This window comes from Thermus thermophilus HB8 (assembly GCF_000091545.1).
In the GTDB taxonomy this organism is placed as follows: domain Bacteria; phylum Deinococcota; class Deinococci; order Deinococcales; family Thermaceae; genus Thermus; species Thermus thermophilus.
In genome coordinates, this window is sequence record NC_006461.1 from 1,126,568 (window position 1) to 1,140,469 (window position 13,902).

Genomic DNA, 13,902 nt, shown 5'->3' on the forward strand with positions numbered 1-13,902 from the left:
TTTCCAGGCCTTCGCCGCGGTGGGAGATTCAGTAAGGCACCTCCGCCCCCACCTCCGTCCCCCGCCCCGGCGCCGAGACCACCCAGAACCTTCCGCCCCGGGCCTCCACCCTTTCGCGCATCTGGGTGAGGCCGAACCCGCCCAGGCCCTGGGCCTCGGGGACGGCGAAGCCCCGGCCGTTGTCCCGCACCACGAGCCTCGCCCCCCGCTCCCCCAAGGGCTCCAACACCACCTCCACCCGGGTGGGCCTGGCGTGCTTGGCGGCGTTGGTGAGGGCCTCCTGCAGGACGCGGAAGAGGACGAGCTCGCTCGCCTGGGAGAGGCCCACGCGCTCGGGAAGGGAAAGCTGGACCCTAAAGCCCGCCTGCTCGGCGAAGGCCTGGGCGTAACGGCGCAAGGACTCCAAAAAGCCGTAGCGCTCCAGGTCAATGGGCCGGAGGGCGAAGATGCTCCGGCGCACCTCCCGGATCTGGGCCCTAAGGGTCTCCCGCACCTCGGCGAGGGCCCCCAGGGCCGCCTCTTTGTCCTTCTCCCAAAGCCGTTCCACCAGGTCCAGCTTCAGGGCCATGAAGGCGAGGCTTTGGGCGAGGCCGTCGTGGATCTCCCGGGCGATGCGGGTGCGCTCCTCGTTGATGGCGAGCTCCTCCGCCTTCAGGTAGGCCTGGGCGTTCCGCACCGCCAGGGCCACCTGGGAGGCGAGGAAGGAGAGGAAGGGGATGCGCCGGGAGAGGTCCTCGCCCTTGAGGACGAGCACCCCCACGGGCTCCCGCGCCTTCAAGGGGAGGGCCAGGACCCCCTTTTCCACGAAGACCGGGCCCTGGAGCGCCGCCTTCCAGGCCCCCTCGGGGAGGAAGGGGTGGGAGGGAAGGGCAAGCCCCTGGACCACCCGGGCCAGGAGAAAGCCCTCCTCGTCCAAAAGGAGGACCCCACCCCCCTCGGCCCCCGCCCAGGCGCGGATCCGGTCCAAAAGCCCCTCCAGAAGCCGGTCCAGGTTGGCCTCGGCCTTCAGGGCCTGGTCCACCTCAAAGAGGGTGAGGAGGTCGCGGCTCCGGGCCACCACCGCCTGGAGCGCCCCCGCTACCTCGTGGGCCAGGACCTCCAGGAAGACCTGGTCCGTCCCGTCCCCGCAGGCCTCCAAGTGCCCCTTAAGCCCGGGCAGGGCCACCCGCCGGCCCCCGCACCCCTCCCCCGAGCGCACCCCCTCGGCCTCGAGGGCCACGGGGTAGCCCAGGGTCTCCTCCAGGCCCCGGGCGATGCGCAGCACCGCCTCCTCCAGGTTCTCGCTCGCCAGGGCCTCGCGGAAGACCCGCTCCGAGGCGAGGAGCCTCCGGTTCGCCTCCTCCAGGGCCCGCTCGGCCCGGGCCTTCTCCAGGACCTCCTGGGCGATCCACTCCAGGACCGCGTAGGTGACCAGGGGTCCCACGAGGCCGTAGAAGCCCAGACGGAGCCAGAAGAGGGCGCTGGTGTGGTCAAAGGGGGAAAGGGCGAGCTCAAAGGCCAGGACCACCAGGGCGATGGCGGGGGGCAGAAGCCTTTGGGCCAGGCGGACGAGGCGGTAGAGGCTATGCTCCGTCATCCTTTCTCCTCTGGGCGAAGCGGCTCTGGTGGAGGAGGCCCCGGAGCATCTGGACCTCCCCCAGGGTGAGGCCGGCCTTGTGGAAGATCCGCCGGAGGCGGCGCATGGCGTAGGGGAAGCGGCGCTCGTCGGTGAAGCCGATCTCCAGGATGTACCGCCCCAGGTCCTGGAAGAAGGCCTCGAGGGCCTCCACCGGGGCGGGCTCGCCCCCCTCCCTCAGGCCCACCCCCTTTCCCTGGCGCTTAAAGAGCTCGTAGGCGAAGACCACCACCGCCTGGGCCAGGTTCAAGGAGGGCTGCTCCGGGGCCGTGGGGATGTAGCCGATGAGGTGGGCGAGCTCCAGCTCCTCGTTGGTGAGGCCGAAGGTCTCCCGCCCGAAGACCAAGGCCACCTCCCCCGGGAAGGCCGCCACCCGGTCCGCCACCTCCCAGGCCGGGGCGACGGGGGCGGGGTAGACCTCCCGGGGACGGCCCGTGGTGGCCACCACGAGCTGCGCCCCCCGAAGGGCCTCCAGGAGGCTTCCCGCCACCTGGGCCTTCTCCAGCACCTCCTCGGCGTGGACGGCGAGCCAGTAGGCCTCCTTGGCCCAGGGCGGGCCCACCCGGGGCGGGGGGTTCACCACGTAGAGGCGGGAAAGCCCGAAGTTCCGCATGGCCCGGGCCACCGCCCCCAGGTTCATCGGCTCCTGGGGCTCCACCAGGACGATCCTCACCCGCTCCACGCAAGACCTCCTAAAGCCCGCCCCCCGGGGGCGTGAGGAGGGGGAGGGGAAGGGGCAAGGCGGGGCTTTCCTCCGGGGGCCTCCCCGAGGGCACCTTGCCCTCGGGCACGTAGACCACCACCCCCTTCTCGCTCGGCAGGCCGGTCTCCAGGTCCACCCGCACGGGCACAAGCCCCGAAGGGGGAGGGAAGTCGCCCCCAGGGCGCCCCTTTAGGGCCTCGGCCACGAAGTCCCGCCAGATGGGGGGGTTGACCACGGAGCTACTGGGCTCCCTCCCCCCCATCCTGAGGGGCCGGTTGTCGTCCCGCCCCACCCAGACCACGGCGGAAAGCCCCCGGGTCACCCCGGCGAACCAGAGGTCCCGGGCCTCGTTGGTGGTGCCCGTCTTCCCCCCCACCACCCGCCCCGGGATCCTGGCCCCCTTGGCGAGGCCCTTCTCCCCCAGGTCGTAGACGTACCCCTTGAGGAGGTCCCAACCCTGGTAGGCCACCTCCGGGCTGAAGAGCCGCGTCCTGTGGGGGGTGGCCTGGTACAGGACCCGGCCCTCCTGGTCCTCCACCCGCAGGACCAGGAGGGGGGCCACCCGGTAGCCGCCGTTGACGAAGGCAGCGTAGGCCGCGGCCAGGTCCACAGGGGTAATGGAGGCCCCCCCGATGGCGATGGCGGGGACGGCGTAGCGCACCGCGAACCCCGCCTGGGCGAGCTTCGCCGCCACCCGGTCCAGGCCCACCGCCTGGGCGGTGTAGACGGCGGGGAGGTTGAGGGAAAGGTCCAGGGCGTAGCGCACCGTGATCTCCCGGTTCAGGAAGGTGCCGGAGAAGTTCTTGGGCCGCCAGACGCCCCCAGGCTGGCTCGGGTCCTTGAACTCCATGGGCCGGTCGGGCACCAGGGTCACCTGGGTCCAGCCCGCCTCCAGGGCGGCGGCGTAGACGAAGGGCTTGACCGCGCTCCCCGGGTTTCTCAGGGCCCGGGTCGCCCGGTTGTACTCGTCGTTCTCCCGGCGCACCCCGCCCACCATGGCCAAGACCTCCCCCGTCTCCGGGTCCAGGCCCACGATGGCGAGGTCCGCCCCCTCGGGAAGCCGGGCCGCCCGGGCCGCCTTCTCCGCGGCCTCCTGCATCCTCGGGTCCAGGGTGGTGTAGACCTTAAGCCCCCCCTCCCCGTAGACCTTCTCCTTGCCGAAGCGCTCCTCCAGGAAGCGCCGCACCTCGAGGACGAAGTGGGGGGCGAGGCGGTAGTCCACGGAGCGGAGGATGCGGGCCTCCGGGTCCACCAGGCGGGCCTCCAGAAGGTTGCCCTCCTCGTCGTAGCGCACCTCCCAGCCCCTGGGCTTAAGCGGCTCCTTCCAGGCCCGCTCCGCCAGGGCCTCCGTAATCCAGCCCTCCCGGACCATCTCGTCCAGGACCCGGCGCATGCGGCGGCGCACCCCCTCGAGGTCCTGGTAGCGGGCGTTGGGCGCGGGGATGAGGCTCGCCAAATAGAGCCCCTCGGCGAGGGTCAAGGCCGCGGGGTCCTTGCCGAAGTAGGCCTCGGCGGCGGCCCGGATGCCCACGGCGTTCCCCCCCCAGGGGACCACGTTGAGGTACATCTCCAGGATCTCCGCCTTGGTGTAGCGCCTCTCCAGCTCCAGGGCCAGGACCCACTCCTTCACCTTGCGCTCCAGGGTGCGGGCCTGGGCGAGCTCCTTGAGGAGGGTGTTCTTGATGACCTGGGTGGTGACGGTGCTCCCCCCCTGGAGGTCCCCGGTGAGCACCGCGTACAGGGCCCCGAGAAGGCGCACGGGATCCACGCCGTAGTGGCTGTAGAAGCGCCGGTCCTCGGAGAAGACGATGGCGGCGAGGGCCGCGGGCGAGACCTCAGAGAGGCGGACCAGGCTCCGGTTGATGGCCCGCCCGTCCTCCACGCTGGCGAGGAGGGCGAGGGTGGAGCCGTCCCGGGCGTAGAGGGTGGTGGTGGCGGTGAGCCGGAGCCTCTCAAAGGCGGAGAGGTCGGGCAGGTCCCGGGTGTAGGCGTAGACCAAATACCCCAACGCCCCCGCCCCGCCCAAAACCGCCCCCCAAAGGCCCCAGAGGAGTAACCGCGCAAGCCGCACGGCCACCAGTTTACCCAAACCCCTACGCCAGGCCCAAAAAGCGGTAGAGCTTCTCGCGGGTCAGGGGCTTCTCCATGGCCTGGACCCGGACGACCTCCGCCGTGGTGCGGAGCTTTTCCGAAGGGGGGATGAGGACGGCGACGGGCACCTCCTTGAGCCTGCGCACGTGGCGGATGCGGCTTGCGACGGCGAAGGGGTCCACGTCCAAATCGGTGTCCAGGAGGATGGCCTTCGGGGTGTGGTCGCGCAACCAGAAGAGGGCCTCCTTGGCCGAGGCGAAGTAGCGGACGGGAAGCCCCTTGGGCTCCAGGGCAAGCTCCGCGTAGACCCAAAGGGGCTCGTGGGGGCTCACCAGGAGGAGGCCGTCAAAGGAGGCCGCCACGGGCGCATTTTATTGGGGAACCTGCGAAAACCTTGTGAAAAAAAACTTGGCTGGGGCGGGTGGACTCGAACCACCACCGGCGGATCCAAAGTCCGCTGTCCTGCCGTTAGACGACGCCCCAGCGCAGGGCCAAAGGCCCAGAGGGGATTTTAGCCCATGGGTGGGCCCGGGTCAAACCACCCGGACCTGAGGTCCACACCCCCCCGCAGGGTGTTGGCCACGATGCAGGCCCGCTCCGCCACGGTCACGAGCTTCTCCAGAAGGACCCTGTCCTCGGTCCTGGCCTGGACCTCCAGGCGGACCTGGCGGTAGCGGGGCCTCGGCCAAGGTGCCCTCCACCACCACCCGCACCTCCTGGATGGGGGCCTCCCGGGCCCGGATGGCGGCGAGGAGGTTGCTCAAGAAGCAGCCCCCCAAGGCCACGAGGAGGAGCTCGCCCCCCATGGCCCCCGGTCCTCCCCGCCCTTCTCCACGGGACGGTCCACCAGGACGCGGTGCTTCCCCCGCACCACCCCCTCCGAGGTGGAGGGACCCACCTGGGAAAGTTCCACCCGCACGGTCGCGGCCATAAGGCCAGTCTGGGAAAAGGCTAGGCGTTGAACAGGACGTAGATCACATCCCCGTCCTGGACCTCGTAGTCCTTGCCCTCGAGGCGCACCCAGCCCCGCTCCTTGGCCCTCGCCCACCCCCCGGCCTCCACCAGCTTGTCCCAGGGGATGACTTCGGCCCGGATGAAGCCCCGCTCCATGTCGGAGTGGATCTCCCCGGCGGCCCTTGGCGCCTTGGTCCCCCGGCGCACGGTCCAGGCCCGCACCTCCTTCTCCCCGGCGGTGAAGAAGGTGAGGAGGTCTAGGGCGCGGTAGCCCGCCCGGGCGAGGCGCTGGAGGCCGCTTTCCTGGAGGCCGTAGGCGGCGAGAAGCTCCCTCGCCTCCTCCCCGGAGAGCTCGGCGAGCTCGGCCTCGAGCCTCGCCGAGACCACCACCACCTCGGCCCCCTCCTCCAGGGCTTTCCGCCGCACCGCCTCCACCTGGGGGTTTCCCCGGCCGTCGGGCAGGTCCTCCTCGGCCACGTTGGCCACGTAGATCACGGGCTTGGCGGTGAGGAGGGGGGTTTCCTTCAGAAAGCGGGCCACCGCCTCGGAAGGGGGGAAGGTGCGGGCGGGCTTGCCTTCCTGGAGGTGAACGTAAAGGCCTTCCGCCGCCTCCAAGAGGGGAAGCCTCTCCCGGTCGGCCCTCGCCTCCTTCCTTAGGCGCTCAAGCCGCCTCTCCAGGGTGGCGAGGTCGGCGAGGAGGAGCTCCGTCTCCACCACCTCGGCGTCCTCCAAGGGGTCCACCCGGCCCATGACGTGGACCACGTCGGGGTCGGGGAAGCAACGGAGGACGTGGGCGATGGCCGCCACCTCGCGGATGTGGGCCAGGAACTGGTTGCCCAAGCCCTCCCCTTTGTGGGCCCCCTTGACGAGCCCGGCGATGTCCACGAACTCCACGTGGGTGGGCACCACGGGCGGAACCCGCTCCCCCTTGGCGAAGGTCCGCTGCAGGGCGTAAAGCCGCTCGTCCTCCAGGGGCACCACCCCCACGTTCTTGTCTATGGTGGCGAAGGGGTAGTTGGCGGCGAGGGCGTTCGCCCGGGTGAGGGCGTTGAAGAGGGTGGACTTGCCCACGTTGGGTAGACCTACGATTCCTACGGCAAGCATCTTAGGACCTCAAAAAAAGCCCCAAGCGGGGCCTCTTTCCATCCTATCACGTGGGTCTCGTATGATGGCGGGGTATGGACCTGGCCGCCCACATTGACCACACCCTCCTCAAGCCCACCGCCACCCTCGAGGAGGTGGCGAAGGCAGCGGAGGAGGCGCTGGAGTACGGCTTCTATGGCCTCTGCATCCCCCCTTCCTACGTGGCCTGGGTCAGGGCCCGCTACCCCCACGCGCCCTTCCGTCTGGTCACGGTGGTGGGCTTTCCCCTGGGCTACCAGGAGAAGGAGGTGAAGGCCCTGGAGGCGGCCCTCGCCTGCGCCCGGGGGGCGGACGAGGTGGACATGGTCCTCCACCTGGGCCGGGCCAAGGCGGGGGACCTGGACTACCTGGAGGCCGAGGTGCGGGCCGTGCGGGAGGCCGTTCCCCAAGCGGTGCTCAAGGTGATCCTGGAAACGGGGTACTTCTCCCCGGAGGAGATCGCCCGCCTGGCCGAGGCGGCCATCCGGGGCGGGGCGGACTTCCTCAAGACCTCCACGGGCTTCGGCCCCCGGGGGGCGAGCCTCGAGGACGTGGCGCTTTTGGTCCGGGTGGCCCAGGGGCGGGCCCAGGTGAAGGCCGCAGGGGGCATCCGGGACCGGGAGACCGCCCTGAGGATGCTGAAGGCCGGGGCGAGCCGCCTCGGGACCTCCAGCGGCGTGGCCCTGGTGGCGGGGGAAGGGGGGACCCTTGGCTACTAGGAGGCGCCGGGGCAGGAAGGCGATCGCCGGGCTTCCCGGCTACCTCCTCCTCCTGGTCCTCGTCCTGGTCTGGCTCTTCCAAGAGCTCCGGCCGGGCCCCGCCCCGCCCGCCGAGACGGGAGAGGCCGAGGTCTACTTCATGCCGGAGGAAGGGCCGAGGGCCAAGGCTCGCCTCCTCGCCCTCATGGACGGGGCCCGGGAAAGCCTGGAAGGAGCCTTCTACGAGTTCCGCGACCTGGAGGTCGCCCAGGGCCTCCTCCGGGCCAAGGCGCGGGGGGTGAGGGTGCGGCTTTACGGGGAAAGCGACTACCGGGAGGACTTCCGCCGCTATTTGGTGGCGGCGAGCCTGGGCCAGAGGGAGGAGCCCCCGAGGGTCCGCTTCGCCGAGCTCAAGGAGCGGGTCAGGCCCCTCTCCCTGGACTGCGAGGAGGTCGCGGGGATCCCCATCTGCTACGACGAGCGGGAAGGCTTCATGCACCACAAGTTCCTGGTGGTGGACGGGAGGGCCGTCTGGACGGGGAGCACCAACATGACCTGGAACGCCTTCGCCCGGAACAACGAGAACAGCCTCCTCCTCCCCTCCCCCACCCTGGCCCAGGGGTACGCGCGGGAGTTTGAGGCCCTCTTCGGCGGACAGAAGGAAGGCCTCGGCCAGCCCGTGGCCTTCGCCCTGGAGGCGGTGGAGGGCGTGGCCTACTTCAGCCCAAGGGGAGGGAGGCTCGCCCGGGAAGCCCTCCTGAAGCGGCTTTCCGAGGCCCAAAGGGAGGTCTTGGTGGCGGCCTTCGTCCTCACGGACCGGGAACTGGTGGAAGCCCTTAAGGAAGCCCACGGCCGGGGTCTTTCCGTCCGGATCCTTTTGGAAAGGCGCAACCTGGGGGACAGCCGGGAGGAGGACCTCCTTAGGGCGGGCGTCCCCGTGCGCCAGGACGCCAACCCCTACACCATGCACCACAAGGTCATGGTCCTGGACGGCACCTACGTGGTCACCGGGAGCTACAACTTCTCCGTCCGGGCCCACGAGGTGAACAACGAGAACCTCCTCGTGCTCAAAAGCCCGAGCCTGGCGGAGCGCTACCGGAAGGAGGTGTTGCGGCTTTGGGAAGCGGGAAGCCCCCTCTGATCCTGGCCTCGGGAAGCCCCAGGCGGAAAGCCCTCCTCGAGGCCCTGGGCTACCCCATCCGGGTTGCGGTCCCCGGGGTGGAGGAAGAGGGCCTCCCCCTCCCCCCCAAGGCCCTGGCCCAGGCCCTGGCCCGGCGCAAGGGGGAGGCCGTGCAGGGGGAGTGGGTCCTGGCCGCGGACACGGTGGTGGACCTGGACGGGGAGGTCCTGGGCAAGCCCAAGGACCCGGAGGAAAACCGCCTCTTCCTAAGGCGCCTCTCGGGCAGGCTCCACCTGGTGCACACCGCCTTTTACCTCCGCACCCCAAAGGAGGTGGTGGAGGAGGTGCACACGGCCAGGGTCTTCTTCCGGCCGCTTTCCGAGGAGGAGATCGCCTGGTACGTGGGAAGCGGCGAGGGCCTGGACAAGGCGGGGGGCTACGGGGCCCAGGGGCTCGGCATGGCCCTCCTGGAGCGGGTGGAGGGGGACTTCTACACCGTGGTGGGCCTCCCCGTCTCCCGGGTCTTCGCCCTCCTCTGGGCGCGGGGGTTCAGGCCGTGAGGGAGCACCTCCTCCCCCGCTTCCTCCTCGCCCTCCTCCTCGCCCTGGGCCTCGCCCTCGCCGCCCTCACCCGCCCCCTGGCCCCGGGCTTCGCCCTCTCCTTCTCCCCCCTCACCGCGTTTCCCCTCCACCTCGGCCACCGCCTGGGCCAGAACCTCCGGGCCGCCTGGAGCGCCCTCTCCGCGCGGCAGGACCTCCTGGCGGAGAACCAAAGGCTCAAGGAGGAGGTGGCCCGCCTTACCACGGAAAACGCCCGGCTCCGGCTAGAGGTGGCCCGGCTCGCCCGGGCCCTGGAGGTGAAGGCGGGCCAGGCCCCAGGGGTGGTGGCCGTGGCCCCCGTGGTGGCCGAGGACGCCTCCGGCCTCTACCGCAGGCTGGTCCTCGGCCTGGGGAGCCAAGACGGCCTCCGCCCCGGGATGCCCGTGACCGCCCCCCAGGGCCTCGTGGGCCTGGTGGTGGAGGTGGAGGCGCACCGCGCCCTGGTGCGCACCCTCCTGGATCCGGAAAGCCGGGTGGGGGTCCGGGTGGGGGAGAAGCCGGGCCGGGGCGTGGCCCGGGGCGCCCCCCCGGGGCTTCTCGTGGCCGAGTTTCCCCCCACGGTGGCGGTGGCGCCGGGGGACCTCCTCCTCACCGGGGCCACCCTGGGCCTCTTCCCGGACGGGATCCCCGTGGGCCGGGTGGAACGGGTGGAACGGGCCCAAGGCGGCCTCAAGGTGCGGGCCTGGGCCAGGCCCCTGGTGGACCTCTCCCTCCTGGAGGAGGTGGTGGTCCTGAGGCCCCTCTAGAGGTGGCGCCGTGGCCTTGGTCTACCTGGTCCTCCTCCTCTTCCTTTCGGGCCTCCTCCAGGCCCTCCTCCCCGAGGGCTGGCCCGCCCCGGACCTCTTCCTGGTCTACGCCCTTTGGCTTGCCGCCTCGAGGCCTCCCCTCCTCGGCCTCGCCCTGGCCTTTCTCGTGGGGCTTCTCCAAGACCTTCTGGGCTTCGGCCTTCTCGGCCTGCACGCCGTGGGCCTCCTCCTCGCCGCCTACGCCTACTACGGGGCGGCCCGCTACCTGGACCTGAGAAGCCCCGCCGGAGCCCTCGCCGCCTTCGCCCTGGCCTTCCTCGGGAAGTGGTTCGGCTACTTCCTCGTGGCCTACTGGCTCCGCCTGGACCTGCCCGCCCTCTTCCCCTGGCTTCCCCTCGGGGAGGGCCTCCTCTCCCTGGCCTTCTTCTGGCCCCTTAGGCCCAAGGCGCGGGAGGAACCGAAGGCATGACCGGGAGGATCCACGCCCTGGCCCTGTTCTTCGCCCTGGCCCTCTTCCTCCTCGGGCTTCGGGCGTGGCAGCTCCAGGTCCTGGAGTACGAGCGCTACGCCCTGCGAAGCCAGGGAAACTACCTGAAGACCGAGGACATCCCCGCCCCCCGGGGCAAGATCCTGGACCGGAAGGGGCGGGTCCTGGCCCAGGACCGGCTGGTGGTGGACCTCGTCTACACCGGGGGGGAGGTGGCCTTCAAGGAGAGGCTCCTCCCCCTCCTGGGCCTGGAAGACCTTCCCCAGGTCACGGAGCCCACGGTCCTGAAAGCCGGCGTCCCCGAGGCCCTAAGGCCCACCCTGGAGGAGCTCACCGCCGGGCAGAAGAACCTCTACCTCCGGGAAAGGATTGAGCGGTACTACCCGAACCCCATCTCCGGCCCCGTCATGGGGTACGTCCTCCGGGCGAACGCCGCCCAGGTAAAGCAGGGGTACAGCCCCGAGGAGGAGGTGGGGCAGGCGGGCCTCGAGGCCGCTTTGGAGCCCTACCTCCGGGGCAAGCGGGGGGTGCGGGCGGTGGAGGTGAACGTCCGGGGGGAGAGGCTTCGGGAGACCGTCCTGGAGGAGCCCACCCCGGGGCAGGACGTGGTCCTCACCCTGGACCTCGCCCTCCAGCGGGCCGCAGAAAAGGCCCTGGAGGAGGCCCTCGCCGACATCAACGCCGGGAGAAGGCTGAACGGCCTGCCCGAGGAAAAGCAGGTGAAGGGGGCCATCGTGGCCTTGGACCCCACCACGGGGGAGGTCTTGGCCATGGCCAGCGCCCCTTCCTTTGACCCCAACCTCTTCGCCAAGCGCCCCGTCCCGGAGGAGGCGAAGGCGCTCCTTGAGGACAAGAACCTCCCCCTCCTCAACCGGGCGGTCCAGCCCTACACCCCGGGGTCCACCTTCAAGCTGGCCACGAGCTACGCCCTCCTGGAGGAGGGGTACGTGACCCCGGCGACCACCTACCGCTGCAGCCCCTACATCGTCTTCGGCGGCCAGGTGCGGCGCAACTGGGCGAGCCGGGACATGGGCCCCATGACGGTCCGGGAGGCCATCGCCTGGAGCTGCAACACCTGGTACTACCAGGCGGTGGCCCAGGACCCCCTGGGCTTCGTGGACCGCCTGGCGAGGCGGGCCCGGCTTTTGGGCCTGGGGGAGGCCACGGGGCTCGAGGTGGCGGAGAAGACGGGCCTCCTCCCCACCCGGGCCTGGAAGCGGGAGGCCCTGGGCGAGCCCTGGTACCCCGGGGAGACCCTCTCCGTGGCCATCGGCCAGGGGGCCGTCCTCGCCACCCCCGCCCAGATCGCCCGCATGCTCGCCACCATCGCCACCGGGGGAAACAAGCCCGCCCTCCACCTGGTGAAGGCCATCGGGGGCGTTCCCGTCCAGCCCCGGTGGGAAAAGGTCCCCGGACGGTACTGGAAGGTCCTCCAGGAGGGCCTGCGCAAGACGGTGAGCGAGGGGACCGCCCGCTTCGTCCTAGGGGAGTTCCCCGTGCCCACGGGGGGCAAGACGGGCACCGCCGAAACCCCGGGGAAGCGCCGCGGCCTGGAGCACGCCTGGTACATGGGCTACGGCCCCACCGACGGGAGCCCCTACCCGCCCCTCGTCGTGGTGGCCTTCTTTGAGAACGGCGGGGAGGGCAGCCGGGTGGCCTTGCCCGCGGTCCGCAAGGTGATGGCCGCCTACTGGGGGATAAAATAGCGCCATGCGCCTCCGCGCCACGCCCAAGGCCCTGGCCCTCCGCCTAGACGGCGGCGAGACGCCCGAGGACGTGCGCCGCTTAAGCCTCCCCGAGGGGCTTCCCCTGGAGGTGGAGGTGGCGGGGCCCGTCGCCCAGGAGACCCTGGAGGCCCTCCTCGCCCTGGGAAGGCCCCTCACCCTCGTCCCCCCGCGGGGACGGGTGGTGGAGGGCACCCTGGTGGTGCCCCGGGGCCTCCGGGCCGGGCAACGGGTGGAGTACCCCGGCACCGTGGTCGTCCTCGGGGACGTGAACCCCGGGGCCGAGGTGGTGGCGGGCGGGGACGTGATCGTGGTGGGCCGCCTCATGGGGCTGGCCCACGCCGGGGCCTCGGGGGACGAGGAGCGCTTCATCTTCGCCCTGGAGCTTCGGGCCAAGCAGGTGCGCATCGGCCCCCACCTGGCCCAGGCCCCGGAGGAGGCCGAGGAAGGCCTGGGGCCCGAGGTGGTGCGGGCCCTCGAGGGCCGGATCGTGGTGGAGCCCTGGGGGAGGAAGCCCCTTCCCTAGCCCTGGCCGGGACGCTCCAAGAAGCCCCAGGGGCAGGCGCTCAAGCCTCCGCGCCTCGGCCTCAGGGAGGGTGCGGGAGGGCCCCTCCCCCGCGCTGGCCCAAGCCGGCACGGGGTGGGTTAGAAGGCGATCCCTCCCCGCTCCACGCCGTAGCGCTTGAGCACCAGGTAGATGACCCAGCCCGAGAGGGCGACGTAGAGCCAGACGGGAACGAGGATCCGGGCCCAACGCCTGTGGAGGGCGAACTCCCCCCGAAGGGCGCGCCAGATGACGTAGAGGGCCAGGGGACCGTTCAGGGCGGCGAGGAGGGTGTGGGTAAAGAGGAGGAGGTAGTAGGCCCCCCGCCAGGCCTCCGGCCCCCCGTAGGCCGTGGTCCCGTAAAGCCCCCACTTGGCCAGGTAGAAGACGAGGAAGAGGGCGGCCAAGGCGGTGGCCAAAAGCATCACCCGGTGGTGCCAGACCCGCTCTCCCCGCCGGATGAGGGCCACGCCCACCACCACCCCCGCCCCCGAAAGGGCGATGCTCCACACCGCCAAGAGTCCAAGCAGCTCCTTCATCTTTCCTCCCAAAGCCGCTCCGCCAGGGCCCGGACCTCCTCCACCCGGGCCGTGCGGGCGTAGCTGTACCCGCGGAAAAGGTACTCCGGCCTTTTCACCACCTGGTAGAGCCGAAGGTAGGCCACGGCCAGAAGGCCGTCCCGCTCCCGCCCCGGGGGGAACCGCTCCAAAAGCTTCGCGATCTCCTGTAGCCGGGAGAGGTTCCGGGCCTCGGGGGGCGTGCCGCGGAGGGCCCGGGCCAGGTCCTCGAGGGAACCCGCGATCCCCATCGCCGGGGCAGTTTACCACCTAGGGCAGCCTCCGGCTAGCGCGGTTTTCCGCGGCGTCCACGGCGATGAGGACGCTCCCCGGCGAGGCCACCACGGCGAAGGGGACCGAGGTGCCCTTGGGCAAGGAAAGGGGCAGGTAGCGCCCCTTCTCCAAAAGCACCACCCGCTCCACCCCCACGTTGTCCTCCACCCGCCCGTAGACCCGGACGAGCCCCCCTTCCAGGCGCTCGGTGCGCTCCAGTTGGATCCTCGGGGGATCGTTGTCCAGGGTGAAGGCGACCCGCCGCGTCGCCCGGTTGCCCACCCCGTCCTCGGCCTCGAGGACGATCTCCGCCGTGCCCGAGGAGGGGGCCTCCAGGCGGAAGCGGAAGGCCACCAGGGGCTTGCCCCGGGAGGGGGCCTCGAGGACCTCCCGCCCGTTGACCCGGACGGAGACCACCCCGGAGGGGTCAAAAGCGTACCCCTCCGCGAGCAGGCTCCGGCCAGGGGCCACGCCGCCCCCTTGGGGATAAACGAGGCCCACCTCGGGCGGCAGGGTGTCGGGCCGGGCGCAGGCGGAGAGGAGGAAAAGCAAAAGGAGGGGACGCCAGCGCATCCCCCCCATCATAGCCTCCCCTTACCTGAGGATCACCACGAATAGACCCAAAAACCGCTTCATCGCTTCACCTCCAAAGTTCATCCTAGATGAGGC

16 protein-coding genes and 1 tRNA gene are annotated in these 13,902 nt (G+C 71.1%); 7 read left to right on the top strand and 10 right to left on the bottom strand.

Annotated features, from left to right (window positions below; genetic code table 11):
• Positions 1 to 28: 28 nt before the first annotated feature.
• The 7 genes from TTH_RS05990 to ychF form a co-directional block, all read right to left on the bottom strand.
• Entirely contained in the window at positions 29 to 1,576 is a 1,548-nt protein-coding gene (locus tag TTH_RS05990; RefSeq protein WP_011228496.1) for a sensor histidine kinase, read from the bottom strand.
• Positions 1,563 to 2,297: an RNA methyltransferase gene (locus tag TTH_RS05995; RefSeq protein WP_011173250.1), complete on the bottom strand. Its 735-nt coding sequence runs from the start codon at positions 2,295 to 2,297 to the stop codon at positions 1,563 to 1,565. Before TTH_RS05995 ends, TTH_RS05990 begins: the two co-directional genes overlap by 14 nt.
• Positions 2,298 to 2,307: 10 nt before the next feature.
• Entirely contained in the window at positions 2,308 to 4,395 is a 2,088-nt protein-coding gene (locus TTH_RS06000; RefSeq protein WP_011228497.1) for a transglycosylase domain-containing protein, read from the bottom strand.
• 16 nt (positions 4,396 to 4,411) lie between these two features.
• A complete protein-coding gene (locus tag TTH_RS06005; RefSeq protein ID WP_008631226.1) occupies positions 4,412 to 4,771 on the bottom strand; it encodes a PleD family two-component system response regulator in 360 nt (119 codons plus the stop codon).
• 47 nt (positions 4,772 to 4,818) lie between these two features.
• Positions 4,819 to 4,892, bottom strand: a tRNA-Gln gene (locus tag TTH_RS06010).
• A 277-nt stretch (positions 4,893 to 5,169) separates the two neighbouring features.
• The gene (locus TTH_RS11390) at positions 5,170 to 5,340 is read right to left on the bottom strand and encodes a hypothetical protein (protein ID WP_197525137.1); all 171 of its coding nucleotides are present in this window, start codon (positions 5,338 to 5,340) and stop codon (positions 5,170 to 5,172) included.
• 20 nt (positions 5,341 to 5,360) lie between these two features.
• Positions 5,361 to 6,467, bottom strand: coding sequence for a redox-regulated ATPase YchF (gene ychF, locus TTH_RS06020; protein ID WP_011228498.1), 1,107 nt, complete (start codon positions 6,465 to 6,467; stop codon positions 5,361 to 5,363).
• Between the two features lie 74 nt (positions 6,468 to 6,541).
• On the opposite strand from ychF, the gene deoC reads away from it, so the two are divergent.
• Genes deoC through TTH_RS06055 form a run of 7 tightly spaced genes read left to right on the top strand, consistent with a single transcriptional unit; the run spans position 6,542 to position 12,385 of the window.
• Positions 6,542 to 7,204 carry a deoxyribose-phosphate aldolase gene (gene deoC / locus TTH_RS06025; protein WP_011228499.1) on the top strand — a complete coding sequence of 221 codons (663 nt, stop codon included), beginning with the start codon at positions 6,542 to 6,544 and terminating at the stop codon, positions 7,202 to 7,204.
• Positions 7,194 to 8,324: a phospholipase D-like domain-containing protein gene (locus TTH_RS06030; protein ID WP_011228500.1), complete on the top strand. Its 1,131-nt coding sequence runs from the start codon at positions 7,194 to 7,196 to the stop codon at positions 8,322 to 8,324. Before deoC ends, TTH_RS06030 begins: the two co-directional genes overlap by 11 nt.
• On the top strand, positions 8,300 to 8,863 hold the full coding sequence (locus TTH_RS06035) for a Maf family protein (RefSeq protein WP_011228501.1): 564 nt from the start codon (positions 8,300 to 8,302) through the stop codon (positions 8,861 to 8,863). Before TTH_RS06030 ends, TTH_RS06035 begins: the two co-directional genes overlap by 25 nt.
• The gene (gene mreC / locus TTH_RS06040) at positions 8,860 to 9,648 is read left to right on the top strand and encodes a rod shape-determining protein MreC (RefSeq protein ID WP_011228502.1); all 789 of its coding nucleotides are present in this window, start codon (positions 8,860 to 8,862) and stop codon (positions 9,646 to 9,648) included. Before TTH_RS06035 ends, mreC begins: the two co-directional genes overlap by 4 nt.
• Positions 9,649 to 9,658: 10 nt before the next feature.
• Positions 9,659 to 10,117, top strand: a complete 459-nt coding sequence (mreD, locus tag TTH_RS06045) for a rod shape-determining protein MreD (RefSeq protein ID WP_011228503.1) — start codon at positions 9,659 to 9,661, stop codon at positions 10,115 to 10,117.
• Positions 10,114 to 11,841 (top strand): penicillin-binding transpeptidase domain-containing protein, encoded by a 1,728-nt coding sequence (locus tag TTH_RS06050; RefSeq protein ID WP_011173259.1) that lies wholly within the window; start codon positions 10,114 to 10,116, stop codon positions 11,839 to 11,841. The genes mreD and TTH_RS06050 overlap by 4 nt, the downstream gene beginning before the upstream one ends.
• 4 nt (positions 11,842 to 11,845) lie before the next feature.
• Positions 11,846 to 12,385: a septum site-determining protein MinC gene (locus tag TTH_RS06055; RefSeq protein ID WP_011228504.1), complete on the top strand. Its 540-nt coding sequence runs from the start codon at positions 11,846 to 11,848 to the stop codon at positions 12,383 to 12,385.
• A gap of 119 nt (positions 12,386 to 12,504) precedes the next feature.
• Here TTH_RS06055 and TTH_RS06060 read toward each other — a convergent pair whose 3' ends face one another.
• Genes TTH_RS06060 through TTH_RS06070 form a run of 3 tightly spaced genes read right to left on the bottom strand, consistent with a single transcriptional unit; the run spans position 12,505 to position 13,806 of the window.
• Positions 12,505 to 12,942: a DUF420 domain-containing protein gene (locus TTH_RS06060; protein ID WP_011173262.1), complete on the bottom strand. Its 438-nt coding sequence runs from the start codon at positions 12,940 to 12,942 to the stop codon at positions 12,505 to 12,507.
• The gene (locus TTH_RS06065) at positions 12,939 to 13,211 is read right to left on the bottom strand and encodes a hypothetical protein (RefSeq protein WP_011173263.1); all 273 of its coding nucleotides are present in this window, start codon (positions 13,209 to 13,211) and stop codon (positions 12,939 to 12,941) included. Before TTH_RS06065 ends, TTH_RS06060 begins: the two co-directional genes overlap by 4 nt.
• A gap of 19 nt (positions 13,212 to 13,230) precedes the next feature.
• Positions 13,231 to 13,806: a hypothetical protein gene (locus tag TTH_RS06070; RefSeq protein ID WP_011228505.1), complete on the bottom strand. Its 576-nt coding sequence runs from the start codon at positions 13,804 to 13,806 to the stop codon at positions 13,231 to 13,233.
• Positions 13,807 to 13,902: the final 96 nt, after the last annotated feature.